Origin of the sequence: Flavivirga aquatica, assembly GCF_001747085.1 — a bacterium.
In the GTDB taxonomy this organism is placed as follows: domain Bacteria; phylum Bacteroidota; class Bacteroidia; order Flavobacteriales; family Flavobacteriaceae; genus Algibacter_C; species Algibacter_C aquatica.
The window spans coordinates 388929-414562 of record NZ_MDJD01000043.1 but is presented as its reverse complement, the minus strand read 5'-3'; the positions used below and the strand labels follow the sequence as shown (position 1 = coordinate 414562).

At 31.5% G+C, this 25634-nt stretch carries 9 protein-coding genes; all 9 read right to left on the bottom strand.

Features of this window, described 5'->3' with window-relative positions:
* Positions 1-86: 86 nt before the first annotated feature.
* The 9 genes from A8C32_RS11250 to A8C32_RS11210 all read right to left on the bottom strand — a co-directional run bounded on the left by A8C32_RS11250 (position 87) and on the right by A8C32_RS11210 (position 25212).
* Positions 87-10061 (bottom strand): DUF6443 domain-containing protein, encoded by a 9975-nt coding sequence (locus A8C32_RS11250; protein ID WP_123803404.1) that lies wholly within the window; start codon positions 10059-10061, stop codon positions 87-89.
* Positions 10062-10071: 10 nt separating this feature from the next.
* The gene (locus A8C32_RS11245) at positions 10072-10794 is read right to left on the bottom strand and encodes a LolA3 family protein (RefSeq protein WP_069830509.1); all 723 of its coding nucleotides are present in this window, start codon (positions 10792-10794) and stop codon (positions 10072-10074) included.
* A gap of 11 nt (positions 10795-10805) precedes the next feature.
* Positions 10806-12113 carry a hypothetical protein gene (locus tag A8C32_RS11240; protein ID WP_069830508.1) on the bottom strand — a complete coding sequence of 436 codons (1308 nt, stop codon included), beginning with the start codon at positions 12111-12113 and terminating at the stop codon, positions 10806-10808.
* A 21-nt stretch (positions 12114-12134) separates the two neighbouring features.
* On the bottom strand, positions 12135-18305 hold the full coding sequence (locus A8C32_RS11235) for a hypothetical protein (RefSeq protein ID WP_069830507.1): 6171 nt from the start codon (positions 18303-18305) through the stop codon (positions 12135-12137).
* Between the two features lie 102 nt (positions 18306-18407).
* The gene (locus A8C32_RS11230) at positions 18408-20000 is read right to left on the bottom strand and encodes an autotransporter outer membrane beta-barrel domain-containing protein (protein ID WP_069830506.1); all 1593 of its coding nucleotides are present in this window, start codon (positions 19998-20000) and stop codon (positions 18408-18410) included.
* A 12-nt stretch (positions 20001-20012) separates the two neighbouring features.
* Positions 20013-20594: a hypothetical protein gene (locus A8C32_RS11225; RefSeq protein ID WP_069830505.1), complete on the bottom strand. Its 582-nt coding sequence runs from the start codon at positions 20592-20594 to the stop codon at positions 20013-20015.
* Positions 20595-21167: 573 nt separating this feature from the next.
* On the bottom strand, positions 21168-24167 hold the full coding sequence (gene secDF / locus A8C32_RS11220; RefSeq protein ID WP_069830504.1) for a protein translocase subunit SecDF: 3000 nt from the start codon (positions 24165-24167) through the stop codon (positions 21168-21170).
* Positions 24168-24314: 147 nt separating this feature from the next.
* Positions 24315-24935: a hypothetical protein gene (locus A8C32_RS11215; RefSeq protein WP_165605829.1), complete on the bottom strand. Its 621-nt coding sequence runs from the start codon at positions 24933-24935 to the stop codon at positions 24315-24317.
* A gap of 58 nt (positions 24936-24993) precedes the next feature.
* The gene (locus A8C32_RS11210) at positions 24994-25212 is read right to left on the bottom strand and encodes a SecDF P1 head subdomain-containing protein (protein ID WP_069830502.1); all 219 of its coding nucleotides are present in this window, start codon (positions 25210-25212) and stop codon (positions 24994-24996) included.
* Positions 25213-25634: the final 422 nt, after the last annotated feature.

The window sequence follows — 25634 nt, the reverse complement described above, 5'->3', positions numbered from 1 at the left end:
ATATACTACACCCAAATACCTCTTTTTTTTCTTGTGAATATGTGTAAAAAAAATGAGTTAAAAATATTAAACAATATATGTATTTATTACTTTTTTTCATCAGTTCCAATATGTATTGAAAGAACATTAACTTTTTTAGTACTTATACGTTCTATTAATATAGCTCCATTAGGAGTACTATCTTCATTTTCTAAATTATATTGCTCTAATTTAGCCAAATCTTTAATCTCTCCTGTAATAAACTTTTGTATTGTACTATTTTTTAATTCTAATATTTCGTAAATAGCACCATTTTCAAAGTCAATATTATTATTGTTAATAAAAGCAAAAGCTCCTGCCATGTCTTCTTTTCCACTTCTTATATCATCTATATAGGAAGCTTCAGTTGCTCCTTTATGTGACCTTATGTAATGCTCAGTTGTCATTAATAATAAATCAACCGCAATACCTTTCATCATACCTCCCCCTTTTGCAAGAGAAGCTAATTCTCCAACAGCTGCTCCTAATGCTGCATTTGGATCAAGTTCTCCTGAATTTGTATCTACTATTCTTGCAGTATTAACTAATGAAGCCATTTCAACTAAATTAGCCGCCTTAATCAATTTATTAGGTCTAAACAACTCTATTTGATTAAGTCCTTTAGTTGTGACTTTATTTCCTCCTTGATTATATCCAAAATTCTCTCCTATCATTACCTTCATTTTTGTTCCATCTATCATCAAAATTTCTTTTTCTACGATTTTACTTGTCACATGAGTATTCCCATTAGTAGCAACTAGATTACCTTCTTTTAAACTTTCAAACGCAATTTGGAAAGACTTTTCTGCAGCAGCAGCTCCCTGTTGTTTTATCGTTTCAACAATCATAAACATTTTTATTTTTTCTCCTGTTTGAGTTAAAATAGAGATTCCTCCTGTTTCAGGGTCAGCTACTACACCCATTTCCTCTCCTCCTTCAAGTTCTCTATGAGAAATAAGTTTATTTCCACTAAAACTATACGGAGAATAATGAGGATAATTATAAGTTAACGGATCAATTGCAAAGAATCTATTAATTCTTGGGTCATACATCCTAAAAGTAAAGTTTATACTATTCCCTTCACCTTTAACTTCATCATCTTTCTCCTGTCCTTGGAATCCATATCTGTAAGAATCAGAACTACCGTGTCTGTTAGGTAAGAGCATCCCGCCTGGATAGTAATCATTATATGTAAGAACGTCTGGTGTAAAGTTAGTAAAATTAAGTGGATCTTCCACTAATTTACGATCACTCACTACACTTAACACATTTCCTAAGTGATTACTTAATTCATAACGTTTGTCTCCTATAGTATTTATAAACTTATTTTCTAAAGGCGTTAAATCTCCAATATATTGTTGAATTCCTAACCTTGAACTTCCATATATATGATGTTCGGCTAATTGTAACCCAACCTGTTCCGTTTCATTTGGCAACACAATATTAGGGTCTATAAATAAATATGCCGTTGCTCCAGATTGTATAAGAGCATCTGATTTTATAACTATAGAGTTTCCTGCTTTTATGGTAACATCTGCACTCGGCCTAATGGTATAACTACCATTTTCTGCTAAAATAACATTTTGTTCTGCTTGTATAAGCTCTTCTTCAGTATGTATAGTACCTGCAGGCACAATATAATCCCCTCCTGTATTAGGTATTTCTACCAATCCTTTTCTATATACCCCCAAAACATTACCTTGTGCATCTCGCATATAGTATGTATATATAGCATCATTTATATTACCATTTGGTATTGTTTTTTTTGCGATTCTGTTACCTAAACCATCGTATTCAAAACTAATAATAGTATTATCTTCTTTTGTTATACTTGCTACCTTACCATCTACACGCCAATCTATATTACTAATGCCTTCTTGTTCATCACTTATTAATTGTCCAATAGCATCATATTGATAATTAGGTTTGTTATCAGGACTCGTAGCATCTTGCTCATATTCTCCTGTTAAAGAATTTAAAACCCCTAATTTTTGCCCACTATTTATATCAATATTTTCAAAATTACTATCCAATGCAGGTTCATCTAACACAGCATATAAACGGTTGTTTCTTAATTGCGAGCTAGCTGCTGTGTTATACTTATAATCAAAGTCGTCCATTTGTAGACCTCCTGCCCAGCGTTGTAACCTTTTTAAGTTCCCATTACGGTCGTATTGATAATCTGTTGCGTAAGCCTTCACTCCGCTTGCGGATGCTACATTGTAGCTTTCCATTTTTTTAATACGATTTAATTGGTCGTAGGTATAATTATTTTGTAAAACAGACAATGGGTTTTCATTTAAATCTATTAAACTGGTTACCATCGTTTTTATATTACCATTATATAGATTTTTTATACTCTGATTATTGGTAGACTCAGCAGTATTAAATGGGTTTGTTCCAGCTACAGGTATATAATCGCCACTATAATAGTTTAGTGAATACCCAAAAGCATCTTTAGCTACTATAGCTCCATTATCTCCTCCTATATCGTCTACTCCTGCTTGCTCTCCATTTACACCTTTTAACCAACCTTGAAGTGTATAGGCATAATCTAAACCTTGTACTTTTTGTTCTCCTAAAACGGTACGCGCCAAAGGACCATGTGCATAATAGTTATATGCAGCATCTGTTTCCCAAGTCATACCGTCTCGTGATGTTTTAACAGCCGTTATACGGTTGTCTGCATCATACGTATACCTATGTATAAATTGATCGACCTTATCTTTTTGATAGGTAACTTGATTTACATTACCGCTTATTAAATCGTACTCATATTCGGTAGTTTTTATGGTTCTTTGCTCTTCTTCTCCTAAATAAACATAATATCCCATTTTCTTTACATTACCATGTATATCATAATCATAAAAAATGGCATTATTATAATCTAATCCAGAACTGGTGTCTTCTGTATAAACAACCGAGGTAACTCTATTACGGGTATTGGTAGATTGCTTAAACCCAAAATCTTTTGCGAGATTAATAGTTTTTGTATAGGTCGTTGTTGTAACTTGTTCTTTTTTCGAAAATAAATCTGGTAATAAAGAAGAATCACGGATTAGAATATCACTCCCATATTCCTCTACATAATATTGAAGAATACCATCATTAGTTATAACAAATTCTTTATTTGAATGTCCTTGACCTGCTTCGATAATTCTACCTAATCCATCGTATAACGTATAACTAATCATAGAATTCTCGGGTGTACTTCGTTTAAGTTGCAAAGCATTTTGTGAGGCTATAATACGTCCTAAATCATCATAAGCAAACCGTGTTTCTCCTCCATCTGGTGTACTTTGCCATACCAATTGATTAAGTGAATTGTATCTGTATTGGGTTTTAAAGTTATGATCCTGATTTACCCTATCGACTCCTTCTGGGGCAACTGTTTGTACTAAATTTCCAGCTTGATCATAATAATACAATGTATATTGATACTCGGCATCTTCATACGATAACAAAAAGGTTTCTTGTAGCTCTTCTATCGCCTTTTTTAAATATTCTTTTTTAAATCTTACTTTTTCGGATTCTATAAGTTCATCATATAATTGTAAAGCATAAGCTTTATTAGCATTACTTAATAATTGCTCGCAAATAGATTGCGGTGTATCTGGTAGCAGATCTTCTGGAGCTGGTAGTGAAGTAATATCCATTACTGGCGGTGGGCATACTTTATTTTCTACCATATATACATTATTCACATACGTATTCCAATTATGCTCTGTAGTTGCATTGGCTTGTTTAAAACTCCAATATTCTCCTACTACTGCTAATATTTCGTTATATCCATAATTTAAATTGGTATCTCCAAATTCACCAATAGTTAAAAACTCTGGATGATCTAAATCTTCCAACGTATTAATATTAAAAGCATCCAAATAACGAACATAGCTATCTGCTATATATTGATATTTTACATGACAAAAATAGGTATCTGGACTGCCCTCATAAGCTGGTTCGTTATAATAGGATGGAACCTCAACGCCTATAGCGTTCATTTTTGTCTCGTATTTTACATACTCTGCTTCACAAGCTACAGGAATTACTGTTTGAGGTATGCATTCTTGACAAACTATGTCTTTTTTTTGACATGGATCTAATATGTTATTAACTAAATCTATTAAACTGTTGCTAACTTCGCTATAATCATTATAACTATAATAATTATTATCTAATAGATTTTTTCCTTCTGTAAGGGAAAGCGCTGGGGAATATGGATCGTCAGGTATATAGGATCCAACCCTATTCACCCAATCTTTTATATTATAGCACTCTACAAGTACTCCTGCATCAAATTCACAAAATGAATTAGTATCAGATATAGAATATTCATAAGTACCTCCCCCCATGTGATAATAATACCGTTCTATAGTGGTATATTCTGAATCAGAATAGGTTATATCATGTTTATAATCGTCTGCAAATATAATTAAAGCATTAGCACTTACAAGACAGCTAGATATCATCATACTACCTACTTTATAAGCCTCATATACATCATTATACAGCGTTGTTCTTGAAGTTATAAGCACATCTGTTAACCAATCATTAAATTCAGAAGCATTAGCATCTGTATAATTTTGTTCTATAATATTTGGTCTTAGTAATGTTCCTGAAAAATCTGACTTTCCGAAACCAACAAAAGAGAAATACATATTAGTTTTATTCTTATATGTTTCTATAAACTCTAGTAGATTTAATCTAAGTTCTACGCTATCTGAAATATTTTTTGGCTTTTTAACAAAAAAGGCAATATGTTTAGGAGCATCTCCTTCAGATCCATCGATATTTGAGCAACCTGATAAAGATGAGATAGTACCACTTCCATTTGTGTAAACAGGTAATTCTAAATCAGAATTACCATTAAAAGATGGATCGTCGTAATATTCATATGTAAAGTTTTCAATATTATTAGGGTCAAGTTTTAAATTTCTTATATGTGAAGATATTTTAAAACCATCTCCATCTGCAACACCCTTAACAACAAAAGTTGCTGTATTATCTTCCCTTATACTACGATCGTATGAAAAACTAACTTGTAGAAAACTAGATTCTGGAATTGGTACAACACTAAAATTAAATATTGTAGGATAACCATGATAATTTAAGTTCTCAATATATCCACCTATTTCATAGAGCTTATCAGACAAAAAATTCTCAAAATCATTAGAACTATTATAATATTCTAATAAAGTATTTAAAAAGGCTTCTAGTTTCACAGCAATCTGCTCATCTTCAGTAAGTAACATATTATCATTACATCCATTACAACTAAAGTCGAATACATGCCCTCTGCTATTTCGATATAACTCTCCATTAGTTTCTACTAAGTTTCCATTTTCTAGCTGAAATGAAAGTCCCACAATATTTGGAGTTTCATTATTTATTGCAATTTTTGATATATTATAAATTTGTGAAGGATAATAGTCTTTCAAAGATATACCAAGACTCATTATTATTTGTCCCCTTATTTTTATAATAAATCGTAATTGTTGAACCGCTGGATCATACTCTAAATGCATTATTGCCTCTCCTTTCTTATCGCCTATATAACTTTTCACATAACTATTAGCATAAGATGTAGATACGTTTATTAATAATGTATCTGCAAGCATAACGTTTATATTATCTTGAGGCAATTGTTGTTCTATCTCAAACTCATTAAGATATTCGTTTAAAATAGTAGTCAAACTACTTCCAAAATCTAAACTTCGAGCACATCCATTATCTGTAAAAGATTCGTAAGTTGGCGTGTAGGTTACGATTCTTTCTGCTAACTTTAATAAGTCTTCACAATTTCCTATTAATGCTCCTGAATTACCAGTTAAAACAATATCTCCTAGTTTTGTTTCTCCATTTTCTTGATAAGTAATATTAGCTAAAGCTTTAAAAGAATTAAAACCTACTATTGTTTCATCATAAATTAAATTTGACACTTTTGTAATACTCCAACTATTGGAGCTTCCTGTAGTAGCATAATCGTTAAAATTAAATTCTCGCCCTGTAATAGTACTATGAGGCGTATCGATTACCATTTCAGGAATTGTTGCCCCTCCTGTTAAACCAAAAGTTATAGCTATATTTCCTGTTACATTAAAATCAATACTACTAATGGTACTCGTATTACCTTCTTCTAATTGGCTTTTTATTAACTCGTAAGAGATATATCGTTTAGGGTTCAAGTCTCCTGTAGAATTATTTAGATCTCCAAAAACTGTGGCTTCTTTAAAATAACTGTCTAAAAAGAACTCTAAATCGAATACTAAAGGACATTTTCCTGTTTGCTTCCACGTGGAAACATCTACATCAGATTTTAGTATCTCGACATCTACTAATTCTCCTAATTCTGATGAGTTGTAAATATTATCGGCTTGTAAAAACCTACGCTCTTTTAATAAAATATCAGACGAAGGAACACTTGGAGAACTAAGCAATTGACTACAAACACTGTACCCTGAATCGTTAGGACTATTAATAATACAATTTGTTAACGCATTGTAATTTGGTAAAATATTTTTAATATTATTATCGTGAGTATCTACTGGTCCTATACAACCATTATAAACATTTCGTTCTGCAGCATACATTTGCGAATACACATCTACCATACGCTGTTTTAAACTCACATAAAAACCAACGTAAGTATCCCAAAAACGATCTTGTGTTGTTGCTGTTTTTGTTAAAACATCTGTGATGCATGCCGAAAAAGTGCTTGGTATATTTTCGCATGGAAAAAGCCTTTCATCTCCACAAAACATGGTACGATACGTTAATTTCCACATAGGCAAATTTGCTTCTGTACCTGTTTGCGGAACGCCATCGTAATCTGTTATTAATCCATACTCCACAATATCGTTTCTATTGCTACATGCGGTTGGTAACACCGAATAATTTGTAATCTTAAAAAACGGATCTGCTTTACTAATAGAGGTTACGTCTAATATGCTAATAAGTCCTAGTTCTATCGCTTTTTGAAGCTTCGATTGACCTGTGTTTGGAATTAACTCTTGCAGTAAATAATCGTATTGAAAAGTATTTATAGGAATTCCAGTAAGTGAGGTTGTTTCTTTTTTAGACGATAAATCATTAAAATAAACCACATAAGGATATTCTGGATGGTATTGTACTAATGAACGCGCCCAACTTGATTTAAACTCATTTTTAAAATCGGATACATGCGCTAAATCTTCTGGAAAAACTTCTAAAACATCGCCTTCTTTGGCATTTTCAATAATTTCATCAAATGCTGCTATTAAAGGTATAGATCCCCTATTTACAATAACATTATTACCCTCTTGATCTACAACATCATTTCCGTTAGCATCTTTCTCTACTACTGAATATATATAAACTTCTATCTTAGATTCTGTTCCATCTTCTTCTATATAATGGGATACGGTTGTTGTTCCATCTGCTGAATCAAACTTTGGAAAACGCCATTTTTCTGTATTCGAGTCGCTTGTTACAACACCATGATTGGTATAAAATAATTTACTATTATCACTTAAAACACTTAACTCATCGTCTTGTGCATATTGTCCTTCTGGCATAACGTCTGGCAATAACTTGTTCATTCCTATATTGGAAAGATCTGGCACTACCTGATCTATAGTATTAACTCTATTACATATTTCGTCACATTGCAGCTTTAAATCATCCCATTCATTTTGATAAATAGCGACATAACTATCATATAAATTATTTGCTGTATTAATATTTGCACGAACTAATTGATTTGCTACATAAGTATTTTTGCTACCAATAGCTAAATCACAAGCACCACAATCTTCTATACAATTAAAATCTTCATTGGTATCTTCGGGTAATAAATTATCTGGATTTATATAACAATCACTTCCTTCGGTTGTTAAAGCTGTTTCTAATTCTTTTAAATAACCATCTAGTACGCCTTGATTTATTTTTATATCTTTTGTTATATTGTAATTACCTATGCCTAATTTAATATCTGTATTATTGTATGCAAGTCCTGTGTTAACACTTGTATTAAATACTTTATTTTGTTCTGTAACATCTAATAATTCTTTACCAAACTCATTTTTTAAACTTATAAAAACATCATATACAAATGGTTTTGTTAAGCTACAGCTTCCAACCGTAAGTATGGGATTAAAATTAAATGACTCATTTTGATTTGCAGAATAATTAATATCGTAATCGGCTTCTTCTCTTCCTACTAAAAATGTAGAATTATGTAACAATCCTGCTGGGTAACCTGCACTATTAACAGTAGTGTATGCTTCGTTTTTATCGGTATTAGAATCATAAATTTGGCCTTCTTTTTTCCCTAAAAGATCTCGCTCTATTGCTGCTATTTCATCGGCATCTTCTAAGGATACTAATATATCGTTCCCTTCGGTATCTTTATCTGTTTTACCTGATAATGCTGTGGCTATGGTACGCCCTTGTGGATCTATATAACTTACACTTACTTGGCCATTTGGGTCTACAACCATATTTTTTTTATAATGCAATGCATTGCCTACATTTTCTCCAAATAACCTTACCAATTCAATACGGTCTGGAGCGCCACTATAATAATATTTCATTTCATGCTTGCTTCCCAATTGATGGGTTTTACCCACACCACTCTTTCGTTTTATACGCCCCGTATTATCTGGCGTATATTCTATTTGTGAGTATGGGTATTCTTCTGCATCTGGTACGTAGCTTTGCCATGGCTGGGTGACTCCTTGAATATCATTTTGGTTAGAATAGTATTTACTCGCTCCATTACTTGTCGACATTGCTGAGGCAGGAATAACACTATAGGGATCTGATACATCTTCTACGTCTACATCAAAATCTAAATAAGTATAAAGGTTATTAGATGCGTTTTTTGTTACTCCATCATAAAATTTTAATTTATTTTCTGCTATAGGAACTGGCAATACTTCTATTGCTGGTCTTCCATGTGCATCATAAATAACTTCACCTACTACTGCATGTTTATCTGAATTAATTTGAGTTACTGTTTGACGGTTTCGTAATGTTCCATCAAAATAACTAACGACTTCTTTTTTCTTACCATCTTCTGCATAACTAGCCTGAAACTGCCAATTAAATCCATTGGAATTATCTTCTAATGCTAAAGTACAATTTTCACTTATCCAATCCTGAATATCTACTTTTTTTGTTTCTGTATAAGAACTCCACTTTCCTTGATGATAGGCAGTACGCCCTGCATCTACTCTACCTACCGCTCTTATTGCAAAAAGTATATAACCATTTTGAAATAAATTAGGAATCTCATAATGCTGTGTATTTACACCTTCTGTAACATTTAATTGTACGGTTGTTCGATTTAATTCGAAATCTCTATCACTAAAAAATATATCTTCTGGTACTTTATTGTGTTCTATTCCTTCTGTACTATAATTATCTACCCAAGTCCAAGCCAATTCAAAAAATACGATACCATTATACCCTGAGGCTGAATTTGTAGTCCAATCGAAACGTATTGTTTCATTTGTTGTAACTTGAGCTTGGATATTTGCTCCCCAATTTAATGCGATATATTGATAGCTTTCATACCCTAAAGACATAAATAAATTAGTTGGTAAATTGCTATCTAGAGTTGTTACATTATTAATTTTTATCGAATTAATGGCTACGCTAGTTACTTCTTCTTCTCCTAGTTCAAACTCATACCCTGAAATATTGATATTGATGCTCTCTCCTATATTTCCATTTGGATTATAGGAAACTTGGGCTATTTTATTTAATTGTGTTCCATTTTTTATGTTAACGGTATAAGTTACTTCTGCAGTATAGGCTTCACTCCATGCTCCCTTTACAAAAACTTTTACATAGCCCTTAAAATCTGGATAAGACACTAAGTTTTGCGGAGTGAATACTTCGGTAAGCTCAAAAGATGTTGCGGTCTTTAGCTCCTTTTCTATTTCTTTTATTATAAATTCTTGTGCCGTAGAAAAGTTAAAACTAAATACCGTACATAATATTATTAATAAAACACGTTTTATATTTTCGTTTGGCTTGCTAACTTTATGTATAGAGTTCATTATCATAATCTTAATTTGCAATAAATTCATACTGATTGTACTTTAGAGAAGGTCTGTATTGGCTCCCTATTGCTTTAACATATCTTGAAGCTTTGAATAACTCTTCTACTTCCTTAACCGATTGCATATTGATATAATCGTCATATTCTATTTCTATGCGATAAATGTCTAAATCTGGCTTTAGTGGGTCTTCTGAAAAATCCACTAAACCTATTGTATAAAACACCTGTTTTTCTATATAAAAATTCTCTTTATTTATATGTAAATCTATTCGCGAATAAGGAAGATCTGTATAACCTTCCTTAGCTTTTAATATTACGATATACTGCATTGTAGACAGGCTTTTTCCAAATTCTGGAAGCTTAAAAAAAGGGGTTAATAAACTTAAATCAAACTGCTTTATACCCTCTGACTTTACGGGACTATCATTATATAACATTACCTTTTCTTCGTTATCTACTTTTACCATAAAATCTGCCCCCATAACTGTTTCACTTTTGTGTATTTTTTGATACACTTGACCATCTTTCTTTCTTATGGTATATCCTGTATAAGTATCTAGCTCTTCTTTGCCTTTTACTCCTCTATATAATCCATAACGTACTGGTAGTTTTAGTATATTAAACTTTGTCATTTCGCTATTGGCTTGCTCAAAAACATGGCTTGCCGTTTGTGCATAAATGCTATGTCCTAATAATATTAGAAACTGTAATGCTATTATATATCCTTTCACTTTAAAACAGTTTAATTATTAATGTTTTCTTTTAAAATATTCCCTGATCGTGTTTCTTGAATCGTATAAACACCTCGCTCGGTTTCTTTTTTTACGCGAACTAACCCCCCTTCATTATCGTATTCATACAATGTCGCATAGTTATTCTCATCCAATTCTGCCATTAATCGTTGGGTTAATGGGTCGTACACAAAACTCTTCATATTGCCTTCGGCATTATGGATACGTATGTCATCATAATACACTGATTCTAAGTCAACTGACTTATTAAAGGCTATATTTATTGTTGTACTTCCTTCAGGAATACTAAACATGCCTTCTATACGTTGCCAACCTTCTATTATTGCTCCTTGAGGTGAAAATGAATGTATTGAACTAGTCGTTGTTCCATTACTAAATGTTATATCTATACTGCTACTATATGACGATAAAGCTGTACCCTCTGTTTGAGTTTCCTTGACCCAAGCGCTTATTATATAATTAAACTCATCATTATCGTTAGAGACTTTAGGAATAAATGAACTGTTATCACGGGAAGAAATTGCAGGCAACTCTTTACAAGTACCTTCTTGTATTAATGTTATATTATCAATTAACATATAATTCATATCTTTTGAATGAGAATAATGAGACGGTGGTTGCGTTACCTTATAAAACTTATTAAATAGTGACTCCATAACTATTTTTAAAACACGATTTTCGCTTGCTGATTTTGTATGGCTTGGCTCTATAATTATTGTTGATTCATGCCAAGTAAATGGTAAATCATATTCCGCTATAGGTATATATTTGCTTTTTCCAATAGGCATATCATCTAATGTAACTACCCATCTTGCTGAATTTTTACGCTGTTTAGGCCTATGTCGTCTAGCATTTCCTTGAGAAAACCGTAATAAGTACTTTTTATTGGGATCCAATTTAACATTTACGCTTATTCCTTCTCCATGTCTTGCCCCTAACATATTATCATTCTTAGAGTGTATCGTCGCATCAAAATCTACAAAACCACTATTTATATTTGTACTCTCTATTTGTACATTCGATGATATATCTCTTCTCACAATTTTATTTGGTGTATTTTCATCACATTCAAAACCATTACTACATGAATTCTCCCATTCTGTTTTCAAAATATCTGGAGTATTTATAGCCGTCCAATTAGAACCAGATATATTACCTGTAAAACTATTATTACTACCAGAAGTACTAGAAAACGTAGACTGACTATAGGTTAATATCGGTTCACATTCTTGACTTGAAAGACTATTAACTACCAAAATGAAAATGAATACTAAATTTATTTTAATTATACTTTTCATATATATTATTCTTAATAATTATTATTTAGTAATGCGCCTAGTGATACTAGGTGCTCTTTCTCTACCTAAACTATCTAAAAAATCAACACCATAATCAATAGCTATATTTGACTGAATTTCAAATTCTTGAAGAGAATAAAACATCTTAACTTCTATATCTGCCTTACCTTGACTGTCTAAAATTACTGTAGTCTCTTTTGCATCTTCTATAAACTCTGAACCGCTTCCAAAACCAACTGCAAAAGAACTATATAAAATTGACGAAGACCCATCAGTTTTTTTATGTATTAAAAAAAAGTCTGCTGAAGACAAAACTACCCCTAATTTTGACCATACATGAACAGGAACTGTTTCTCCCTCTTCACCTGTAATGGTAATTGGATATATAATTGTTGAAGAATTCGATGAAGTAGGATTATTAATAACCGAATGCTCCTGAACATCAATTGCCTTAACGTCCACCTCTGTATCAGAAACTTTACATGAGTAATTTGGTATAGTATGATTAGTTGCTATAAGCCCTTTTGTTACTTCTACTTTATCTCCTGTTATTTTATAACTACTCTTTCCTGTATGAGCTTCATCTTTACTTATCTCTCCGTTAGATTTAGTCGATTCTGTTAATTTATTTAAACTAAAATGATCTCTATTAAAATAAGTTATTTCGTTGGTATCATAATTTATTTCATCTATTAGGGCAGAAGTTCGATTTAACTTATTATTATAATTAGAATCTTCAAACCCTTCAAAAGCAGTCTCTTTATATTCACTATTTGAAGCCACTGCTGTAGGAAGTGTATAAGCGTAACCATATAATGCCGAAGAGTATCTTCCTAAAGCATCTTTATTTTCTAACTCTGCTCCATAAGGACTATATTGAGTTACTGTACTTGCTTTTCTCCAGTTAAAAATTTTAAACAATTCCCATTCATTTCCGTTTAATTTATAAAACGGATAAAATTTAGGAAAATAACCATCCTTTTCTAAGTTTGGAGTATCACCTTTATTTACAACAGCAGAAGTACGCCCCGTTAAAAAGGCATAAGAATCCACAGCACGCCATTCACCTAATACATTATATAAATAAGGGTTAAATCCATATGTTGCAACATCTACATTAGGTTCTTTAAATTCACTTTCTTTAATAAACTCTTCTTCAACATTTAGTGAAAGCCTTGGTAAACCTAATTGATCTTGGGGCTTCCAATACTGTCGATACCTAATTGCACTTGCATTAACTACTCCAGAATTAGGGTTAGATAGTTTATCTAGTTTTCCATCATTATTGGTATCTATCATAGGATTGGTCTGACTTGTAACAGAAGCCATTGAAGCTGTTTGAGTATTTTTATAACCTGATCGTATTATTTTAAATTCTACTAACCCGCCTTTTATAAAAGGGGAACACTCATGATTAATAATATTACCTCCTTTATCCATAAGCTTGACTTTATCTCCTTCTATTTCTACTACCCATAAAGTTTCATATTTTGTTTCATCTTTCTCTTCATTTTTAACAGCTTCTCCATAGTAAGTATGTAACATATCTCCAGGATAAAATGGTAAATCACCTGTAAGGAAATTAGAATCTCCTTTAGCTTTTACACTAAAAAATTCATTATCATCTCTGGGTTCTAAATAGCCTTCTATACCTAAATTCTTAGTTGCTTGTCCCATACCTTTGTAATACCAATGAGCTGGATAGGTAAAATTATAATAGGAATTATCATACTCATTTGCTGTTTTAGTAAGCAATACTTGTCCTGTTTTTGCATCCCAAGCTAAATTTTCAGTAGATACTCGAGCTCCTAAATCATAGGCGACCTTTTCTTTTAAAACTCCCCGTTTATGAATCACTTTAGTTGTTGTTGCTATACGTAAAATATTTTCGGTTGATGATGCTTCAAAAAATAAAGAAGGAATAAAAACTGGTGCTACTAAAGCTAAAAATGATGCTATGTTTCCATTGTTCCCCACAGTTAGAACAGATGAATTATATTCTTTAAAATCATTAACAACATCATAATCTACCCCTATTAGTCTTTTTGAGATTTCACCTTGACTATTTACTGTTTCTAAAACATTATTTAATTTTTTTGCATCGATTTCATCCACATTATAATTATATTTCACCATAGATATCGGCTCATGCTTATCTATATCTTTAAAATCTCCACGATATTCAGGATAAACCTCTTGTGTTTTTAGTTTTCCATTCATATTATTAGTTACCACTACAAATCCTTGTGAAGCAGCCAAATGCTCTCTTACTTTTATTTTCAAGAAATTCCCCAAAGCATTGGCTCTCTTATACCTCTTATAAATTTTTGTGTTATCTGTAATTGTTGGAAAATCTCTTGAAGTATAAAACGTATTTACTACACTTCCTGAGGCATGATTACGTATAGTTTTAGAAGAATTAGGGTCTTCATACAACGCTTGGTCTGTAATACTTTTAACAGTAACTCTACTATAAGTTACTACTGATGATGGAAAGAAAGATTCTCCTATAGGGCTTTCTACATAATTTTCTTCTGATGGAGCTAACAGACGTTCTCCTTCATCATGAACTGGCTGAACTAAAGGGTTTTCTTTACTCGCATTAGGTTCAAAAGTTGCTACACCACTTGTTGTAACACCATCTTTTAAATTATAACTATAGTGTTGACCGTAATGTTGTTTATAATTGTTATCAGAATCATGTCCTGTCATTTGTTCCCAATTATCATGCATTCTAAGAGTTTTTACTCGTATGCCCCCTCCTAATTTTTCTAAACCTGGATTTAATAGACGAATCCATGATTTATGAGGCACAAATTTTGAAGCTATTTTTTTAGCTCTTAAAGTTTTATTTGGTCCCCTAAAAAGATCTATAACATTAGCCATAGATCCAACTAAATCTTTTGCTATGCTTATAATATCTCCGGTTTTTTCCTCGCCTCCAAAAACAATTCTATTCATATACCTTCTTCCAAAATACCACCCCGATCTAGAAATAGGATTTACATCTTTAATTCCTTCAATATCTCTAAACGCCATTGGAATAGCAGCATAATTGTTACTAGTATATATTGACCTGTTTTTATCTATTTCTAAATATCCTGACACATAATCTGATTCATTTACATCATCTGTCATATTAAGTAAAAACTTAAACTGAATTGATTTTTCTATATATTCTCCTATGTATTTCTTCTGGAAGTTTTCAGGCGTTATATCTTGATTTTTATCTTGTTCATCCAATTCTATAATTAAATATTTGGCATCTCCTGAACGGGAATACAATCTATCATTTCCTATAGCGTTTTCTAAATTTGAACTGACATTAACATCTGATTCATTTCCTACTCCTACAACATTAAATAAACGCATAGCTTTTTTATCTTGCACATAACCATAACTATCTGATTCGTAATCCATTTCTATTTTACCTCCGGACGGCAAATTAATAGATGTTAAAGTCCATGATGAAGCATTTAAATCTTGTGCTTCTCTGTCTCTTTGTGAAACATAGGGGAACTCTGGAGCCGTTAGTGACCCTGTAACAGAATAATTTGGATTTGCTTCTGTTGTAAATGGTTTGTAATTTCCCCAGATATCGTATGATTTTATATTATAGGACGGGTTAGCGCCTTCATAATTAAATTCGTAAGGAGTATACCTCCCCATTTCTGAATTAGCGTACGTGAAAAACACTTTTTTTAAAGTTAATTTCCCGCCTCCTTTAAGGTTATTCCTAACTCCTGGACATAAAGAATAATCATATATAAAATGTGCTTTTTTTATAGGTACCGCTGTACTTGGGTCTGCTTCATATTCTGGTTTTGAGTACAGAGTAATTGATTTTATATATTTTGTAACGCCCGCTGTACTTTGATTTTTTCCTAGGTTTTCTGACACAGCACCTCTTCCATCTTCTCTATCTTCTAATTCAAAAAAAGCGACATGTGTTTTTGTCTCTATTTTTTCTATATAAACCAATTCTTTTTCTCCATAAATATAATTTCCTTTTTGATCGCCTTCTAAAGCATTAAAACCTCTATTATAAGTGAGTTTATTATTCCCATAAGGAACACGCCATTTGTATGGAGCATTTTCTGGGGTTGCTTTTGTATAGCTAAATTTTGTATAAGCCCCTAAATCATCATCTGTTAAACCATCTTCCGTAAGATCCTCATAATCTGATGATACAACTCCTGTTAACAAATAACTATGTGCATAAGATGGGGTTGTTACTCGGTCTATATATTTATCACTACGACTATTAGATTTTCCATTTCTGTTATTACAAGTAATCAATCCATTTTCATAATCTTCATTAGATATATTTCCTATTCCTGATACATCTACAGTGGCTTCTACTTTTTTTAGGTTGTATACCGCTTGACCATAAATATAAGTTCCTCCTTGAGGTTGGGTTACTTTTATACCTGCTATATGGTGATCTATTGGGCGTTTTACATTAGCGTTGCCTTGAAGCTGAGGCTCTTCTCCTCTATACACTACAAAAGGATCATACTTCGCTTCTTTTACACTTATTTGTTGTATAGCTTGATTTCTTGATTCCCGATGATTCCGTTTTATTTTATTATTTATAAAACTTTGAGCTGGTGTACTTGTATCTGATAAACCTTTAGAAAAATACCTATTTGGTACGGTTGATCTATTATAGCTACTCCCTCCCAAACCAAGTGAAATAGGACGTTCTCCTGCTAATTGATTATTAAGAAAGCCTAAAGACTCTTCATCTACATTTAATTCTCCAATTGCTTTATAATATACAGGCTCATAATCAATGTTATTGTTAGTTAAAGCTTCCTCAAAATTTAATTGTTTCGCTATGTTATTACTATGCCATGCTCCAGTACTTGAATGAGATGTATTAATTTTTACATCTATTCCTCCATGGATTAAATTTCCTGGACCAAACTCTAAGCCTAAACTTCCTCCTGTTCCATTATCGACTATTTGTTTATCAAAAACGTAACCTACTTGACTTCTATAAGGGCGAAATTGCCCACCTATTCCCTGCCCTTGTATAGCATATAAATCATAAGTATAATTTGTGATTGGTAATATGTTGGTGTTCATAGAAACCGATCGCTCTTTTTCTCTATTAAAATCTATAATGTCTAATAAAGTTGCTAAATGGGTATTATTATATCCATAAGACTTATGGATTTGTAATGGCTCTGTAATGGCCTGTTTTGTACCATAACCTGTTAATTGTAATTGAGGTTCTAATGTATAAATCTCTACTCCAAATGCTGCACTAAACTTAAAGCTTTTATTGGTCATAGCCGCCCGTTTTGTTGGCGTATAAGTAGGTGATGCAAATGAAATATAAGTACCAACGCCACCATTGCTGCGGTTTTCTTCTTTTTTTGTATTAGCAGTTTTTGCAGTATTTTTTTTTGAATGCCGAAGAGAACTAGATAGACTTACTGCAGATAAACCTTGCCTTGTATTATAACTAACCCCTACTGAAGTACTCAACTGTCTAGAAAAGCCATCAATATCTTTTAATTTATTTCCATAAGATATACTTGGAGAAATACTAACCCCTTCAGTATTAGTAGAGGTTAAATTAACCCCTACCTTTACATGCTCTCCCATTTGAACATTTGCTCCCAACGAAAAGCTGCTTTTAATTCCTGTGTAATTATTATACTCTACACTTGACCCTATACCAATACTTGGCTTTATTTTTAATTTATCATCTCCTCCACCTCCTGATGCCTCTCCTTTTGGTGTATCCTTTCCTATTAAAGCTAAATTTAATTGCCCCATAACGCCTATTGTTAAATTATCTTTTAGGTCTTTTTCATAAATCATCTTATCTCCCTTAAAATCGTCTGGTATACCACGCACACTTCTTGCGATTTGTCCAATATTTAAGTTCCACCCTAGCCCCACCCATGAAGCTTCTTGATCCATAGTAATTCCTGAATCGTAAGCTAAGTTTAATGGGTACCCTCCAACATCCATAATGGGGATATTATAATTAAAATCCCCTGTAGATAGGTTTACCATATCGGAAGTTCCTATTGGTGTAAACGAGTTAAATTCGGGCTGAGAGGGTCCTCCTGTTAATGCAAACAAGTTAGAAGGTTGAACAGTTGTTAATACAAGCTGTATGGCAAGATAACAAGCTATAACTTTAGAAATTTTACTGGTTCTAATATTTTTCATCTGTTTGTATTTATTTTTTAGTTGCTAAATGCAACTTGCAAAGTAAACTTTAGATTAGTCATCACTATTTTTGCTTTCTTCATGAAAGCTCATATCGTTTAATTAATTATCAATTTTGCTAATTATTGATTCTAATCGTTTTAAACGTGATTCTAATATATTGTTCTTTTCTTTTTGAGCTTCTAATTCCTTGTGTTGTTGAATTGTATATAAGGTAAGCTCTTCTATTTTTTCTTGTTGAAGACGCATCATATCACCCAGCTCTAAACCATTTTCTTTAACAGTTTTGCTTGAAGGTATGTTAGGAAGGTGTTTATTTAATTTTATGAATTGCTCTAATTCATCAAGAGGTCTTATATAGTAATTAGCATCAAAAACATAATCGGCCCAGTCTGTTTTAACACGAACTTCTTCTGTTAATAAACCTCCTTTAACAAATAACTTATAGAAGCTTATATCTTCAGAACCTATTGTAGTTGGCATTTGCTCTGTTCCTATTGTAAACTTACCATTAACTGTTAGAAAGTTACTTTCAAAATCACCATAAATTAAAGGTGTATTGGTGTCTGAATTTGATATATATAACTTATCATCACCTGTTTCATTAGCTCCTAAATTTTTTCCTAAAAACACATTATTACTCCCTGTAACATTACTAATTCCACTTCCTTTTCCTAAAAATACATTACCACGTCCGTCAACGTTTCTTTGTCCAGAAAGAAATCCTAAAAACACATTACCATTGCCATCAATATTACTACTTCCGCTTCCATTTCCTAAAAATACATTTTGACTCCCATCAACATTATATCTTCCTGTAGATAGCCCTAAAAACACATTTCCACTACCTTCTGTATTTGATTGACCACTATTAAACCCTATGAATGAATTTTGTCTTCCTGTAGTATTAGCAAAACCTGTGTTATCTCCTAAAAATATATTTTCTATTCCTGCTGTATTATTTTTACCGCTGTAATTTCCTATAAATGTATTTCGTGTACCTCCTTCACTTTGCTCCCCTGCTTCATATCCTATAAAAATATTCTGTGTACCAGTCTTATTCTCCATACCAGCTCTTACTCCCATAAAAAGATTTCTTGATCCTGTAGCTTCTTTACCACTATTGGTTCCAATAAACGTATTATTATTACCAACTGTATTTCCTCCACTACCATGCCCTAAAAAAATATTATACTCCCCAGAACTATCAACTCCACTATTATGGCCTAAAAAAATATTATTACGACCATATATAGAACTACTCCCACTGTTATGACCAATAAACAAATTGTCTGAATATCCCACTCTCTTTGCCCCACTGTTTTTTCCTATATATATATTTCGGAATCCATTTACATTCTCTTCTCCACTCTTATATCCTAAAAATATATTATCACCACCTGCTTTATTAAGTTTACCACTTAAAGCTCCTAAAAAAATATTTCTTGATCCCCCTAATGTTGTAATACCACTATCACTCCCTATAAAAACATTATCTGAACTATTAAAATTTGTTCCTTTCCCTGAATCCTTACCTATATAAACATTATTTTTTCCCTGATTTCCAGAGCCTTCACCAGCATAAGTAGTTCCTTTTGTTGGTATATAATTCCCCGTAGAAACAGGAGTTTGCCCTATAAGATTTATGGCATTAAAAATTACCACACTTAAAAATAATATTTGTTTTACATTCATGTCTTTTACTATTTATAATTTCAAAGGTGTTTCGTTGAAATTGAATTTAATTATACCATTACCAAATAATTGGTCTTGGTATATAAGTTTTATGTTATCCTTAGGGTTAATATTATTGAAATATAATAGCACTCGCTTAAATGGTGCTACTTTAAAATTACGCTCGAAGTTTACTCCCGAGCATGAAATGGTATCATTTGAAGATGTGACTACAGTAAAATCTTTTTCTATAGTAAATGCCATATATTTTACAGCATCGTCATAGGATTTATTGGTATATTTATTTAATAAGAGGCCGTTCTCCTTTGTGTGTTGAAACTCAACTTCTATAATACGCTCTTTTGAATTTATTTTATATAATGAATCTACAGTTTTATAATTTCCTTTTGTACTTTTTAAAAGATAGTACTGTAAAGGAACCTCTGTGGCTGTATAATTTATATCATTAATAAATTGATTAACACGTTTAGACTTCCAACCTTGTTGTTTTAAACTAAAGTATTTGTATTCTTGTTGAATATCCTCTTTTTTGAATTTATTACAAGACACTAATACTACAACTGTAAAAAAGACAAATCGTTTAAGAAATTTCATCTAAAATATATAAATTAAAACTTTCACTAAAATTATCGAAAGATTTTAAATCCCTTTTAGGGATTCACCGTATTATTATTAAGGGAAAACCTTAACTGATTGATTTTTAAATAAGAAAAAACATAATAACACTTAAACAAAAAGCTACAATCATTATTTTTTTTCACCTAACTAGAATAAAATACTTTAATACATTTTCTATATACAACAGCACTTACGAAATAATTTTTTTAAATTTTTTCTTATAATCGTTTTTAAAAAAATTAATATAATCAAATCTATATTCAAAAACTGTTCTTTGAGAAAATCCACTGGCATTGTTTTAGATGATCTACTTCTGTAAAACTTCTACAACAATTATAAATCTTATTTATTTCTTACTCTTATTTGTCAATATATAATATTAGATACAGTCTAATAGTAATATATACTATGGATTAATGAGTTGTCTAACAAATAACCTAAGTACTTATCAACTCATAACCATTCTAATTTATTCCAGATCATATGCCACAAAAAAAGCCCTATCAACAAAAGTTAATAGGGCTTTTTCATCAAAGAAAAATATAGAGATTACTCTTTTTTATTCTTTTTATCTTCTAATTTCTGAACAGAATCATACATGATTGGTGTTGCAATAAATAAAGATGAGTAAGTACCTACTACTACACCTACTATTAATGCAAACATAAATCCTCTTATAGAATCACCTCCAAATATAAAAATGGCAAGTAATACAACAAGTGTTGTTAAAGAGGTGTTTAATGTTCTACTTAATGTACTACTTAATGATTCGTTTACTACACGCTCAAAGTTCCAGTTAGTATGCTCATTGAAGAATTCACGAATTCTATCAAATACAACCACGGTATCATTTAATGAGTAACCAATTACTGTTAATATAGCAGCAATAAATGCTTGATCTATTTCCATTGTAAATGGCATAAATTTATACGTTAAAGAGAAAATACCTAATACAATAAGTACATCATGGAAAACTGCAGCTACAGCACCAAGTGAATATTGCCATCTTTTAAAACGAATTAAGATATAAAGGAATACTACAATTAAAGAACCTAGAATTGCCCAGAAAGATGATTTTTTAATATCATCTGCAATAGTAGGACTCACTTTATCACTCTTTAACAAACCTACTGTTTTAGTAACAGCATCGCTTATAAATTCTTCATAAGTTAAACCTTTTAAATAAGGTTGTAAAGCTGTATAAAGTTTTTTTCTAATCTCTTCATCTACTTCTCCTCCTGTTTCGTTTACTTTATATTTTGTAGTAATTTTTAATTGATTAGCGTTTCCTAAAGTTTTAGCATTTGCACTACTAAAAACTTCTGGTTTTGATAATACACCACTAATTTCTGAAGCACTTACATCTTGAGCAAAACGTACTTGGTAAGTTCTACCTCCAACAAAATCTACACCTTGATCTAATCCGTTAGTAAATAAAGATCCTAAACTTAATACTATAAATACACCAGAGATAATGTAAGCCAGTTTACGTTTCTTTAAGAACTCTATATTAATATTTCTAAAAAGGTTTTTAGTAATTGGTGTAGAGAAATTTAACACGCCTCCTTTATTACTATACCAATCAATTAATAATCTAGTAATAAAGATCGCTGTAAATAATGATGTACCAATACCTATTAATAAGGTTGTAGCAAATCCTTTAATTGGGCCTGTACCAAAAATAAATAAAATTAAAGCTGTTAAACCTGTAGTAATATTAGCATCTAAAATAGATGATAAGGCATTACTAAATCCATCTTCAATGGCTTCTTTTTGACCTTTTCCTTTAGCTAATTCTTCTCGAATACGTTCAAAAATAAGTACGTTAGCATCTACAGACATACCTATTGTTAATACGATACCTGCAATACCAGGTAAAGTTAACACAGCTCCTAATCCAGATAAAATACCGAATATTAATAAGATATTTAATACCATAGCTATATCTGAAAAACCTCCAGCTTTACCGTAATAAAATATCATCCAGATTAATACAAGTGCTAAAGCTATCATGAAAGACATCTTACCACTATCAATCGCTTCTTGTCCTAATGATGGTCCAACAACTTCACTTTGAATAATATCTGCCGATGCTGGTAATTTACCTGCACGTAATACGTTCGCTAAATCGATAGCCTCGTTTAAACTAAAATCACCAGATATAGAAGAACGCCCTCCTGCAATAGGTCCAGTTGTTACACCAGGAGCAGAATATACAACGTCGTCTAATACAATTGCTATTTGACTTCCTTTGTTATAAGCATTACCAGTCATTTCTTCCCATATCTTAGCTCCTTTTGCATTCATTTGCATAGATACTTCAGACTTATTACCTACTGGACTAAACTCGTTGCTCGCATCTGTTACAACAGCACCACTTAATGGAGGAAGATTTTCTCTATTACCAACTAAAGCATATAAATCAACTAATTCACTATCTTTTTCTGGCTTACCAAAAACAAATTTAGCATAACGTTGTTCTGCAGAAAGTAATGATCTTACTTCTGGTCTGTTTAAATAATCTAGAACTGTTGCTTTATCTTTAATTTCAAACTTAGCAATAATAGGTCCTCCAGGATATCCTTGACCTCTTAATAAATCAAAAATTGGGTTTACAGTTGCTACTGTAGTCGAATCTGTTTCTGCATCACCTAATAAATCATCAATTTCAGAATCTGTTGCATCTTCTTCATCTTGAGATTCTTTATCTTTTTCTACTTCTTTTTTAGTATCAACAATCTTTTTTAAAGTCTCATTAGCTTGCGATAAAAATGGAAAAAATTGTTCTCCTTTATAAGCATCCCAAAATTGTAATTGAGCTGTACTTTGTAATAAAGTTGTAGCACGCTCAACATCTTTAACTCCTGGTAATTCTACCAAAATACGACCAGATGTTCCTAAACGTTGAATGTTAGGGGATGTTACACCAAACTCGTCAATACGTTTACGTAATACCTCAAAGGCAGAAACAATTGACTCATCAATTTTAGTTGAAATAATCTTTTCTACTTCTTCATCAGACATGTTACCATTAATCTCTCCATCTAACGCTTTTGTATAAAAAATATCTGGAGAAGCTAGTTTTGCATCGCCTTTAATAGCATCGAAAGATATAAAGAAATCTTCTAAATAAGTATTCTGACTATTTTTCTGTAACTCTGAAGCATCATCTAAAGCTTTATTAAAAATTGGGTCTTTAGTATTATTTGCTAAACCTTTTAAAATATCTTTTACAGATATTTGTAGAGTTACGTTAATACCTCCTTTTAAATCTAGCCCTAAATTCATAGCTTTTTGTTTCACTTCATTGTAAGTGAATTGAGCAATACCTATATTAAATACGGTATCTGTAGCTATCGATTCTAAATAGTTCGCTTCTTCTTGACTACGCTTAACTCTAAAGTCTTCTTCTGTATCTGCTATTTTACTAATAGCTATTTCTTCTGCTGTACTTTCAATTTGCTTAGCTTTAAATGTAAACGATAACTGGTATATACTTACCAAACCGAATAAAACAGCAAATAATTTTACTAATCCTTTGTTTTGCATTTTTTATGTTTATTTATAATCAAACTTTTTAATTTAGGTAAACAACAAGCTCACCTATAGTTTGACAATTGCCTTGATCTTGTTTTTAAATATTATTTTTTCCACCTTATTGAATGAATAATAAAAGGTGCTCTTAAGTATAGAGGATTATACTTTTAAAATAGATAGAGAGGGACCTGCTCTAACTTCAGGTATAGCATAAGCTATATTATTTATTGCTATTGCAATATTTCTACAAACTCTGTAAGCTTCTTTTACGCCTTCTTCTTTTTTCTTATCTTCTATTTCAATCTTAAAAAGATAAAGATTAGAGTTAAAAGTTGAACGGTTTTCCGATTTAGATTCTAGTGCATAACCTTCTGTATTTGAATAAGAGTCATGCCCTTTTAAGATTTCATGTACATCTAAATCATAATTAACAGAACTATCTTTTGAAGGAAATTTGTTTTGATCTTGATTCTTAGCTAAACCAGTAAACTCAAGATTTTGCTCTTTAGAAAGTACTTTTTTTATGCTAGCAACATCTTTAGTGCTATAATAAGTGATTTTAAGCTTACCTGATTCGCCTTCTTTTACGTAAATATTATCAACGCCAAGAATATGCAATTGCTCTTTTAAATTGGCAATGGCATATTGCACATCATCAGACGTTGTTTCTACATCTGTAAAATGCAATACAATTTCCTGATTAGGCATTGTAGTTTGCTTTTGAGAAACTACACCTAAAAAGATTAACGTAATAATTAAAGTACTAATGTACCATTTCACTTTCATGCGCCAAATATAAAAAATAAAGATTGTATCTCTACTGTCTTTATATAAATATCTAATTTAATATATTATGTTGTTGCAATTTGAGTTTAAGAATGCTTTTTTGAGAAGACAAAATAATAGATAAATCTTGAGCCTCTTCTACAGTAAAATTGCCAGAAATGGCAGATCTCCCCACTTTTATTGCACCTGATGTTACCCCAGATGCTGAATAAACTAAATTATTTATCGTTATCCCTATTGAGGTTCTATTTCTAAAGGTCTTACCCGTCATTCTCTCTCAAGTGAACGCTCCTTTTCTATCCATTATGATCTATCTGTATATCCAAAACTTTGATTTGCATCTATAATAGATTCACCATTTAAAGACGCTTTATTTTCTCTATTAGATTTTGCCGCGTATAATGATATTAAATTATTATCTGGAATTCCCGGTAAAAATTTAACATTAGAATATTCTGAAGGTAAATAAAGCTTAATTTCTTTTTTATTTAAATATGAAAATATCTGTGACGTTTTACTTAATAGTCATACCCCAACATATTCAATCTTTTCTTTATAACTGAAATTGTTTTCTCAAAATCATTATTTATAATATCATTTTTCTTTTCAAATTCATAAATAAACTCATGCTGCTCTTTCTTAAAAAAACTATTGCATGAAAAAATTAAAAAGCTAAAAATTAAATAAAAATAT

Coding starts and splice junctions, on each gene's coding strand:
- A8C32_RS11250 (WP_123803404.1), bottom strand. CDS start 10,061: ATGAACTCTATACATAAAGTTAGCAAGCCAAACGAAAATATAAAACGT.
- A8C32_RS11240 (WP_069830508.1), bottom strand. CDS start 12,113: ATGAAAAGTATAATTAAAATAAATTTAGTATTCATTTTCATTTTGGTA.
- A8C32_RS11235 (WP_069830507.1), bottom strand. CDS start 18,305: ATGAAAAATATTAGAACCAGTAAAATTTCTAAAGTTATAGCTTGTTAT.
- A8C32_RS11230 (WP_069830506.1), bottom strand. CDS start 20,000: ATGAATGTAAAACAAATATTATTTTTAAGTGTGGTAATTTTTAATGCC.
- A8C32_RS11225 (WP_069830505.1), bottom strand. CDS start 20,594: ATGAAATTTCTTAAACGATTTGTCTTTTTTACAGTTGTAGTATTAGTG.
- secDF (WP_069830504.1), bottom strand. CDS start 24,167: ATGCAAAACAAAGGATTAGTAAAATTATTTGCTGTTTTATTCGGTTTG.
- A8C32_RS11210 (WP_069830502.1), bottom strand. CDS start 25,212: ATGACGGGTAAGACCTTTAGAAATAGAACCTCAATAGGGATAACGATA.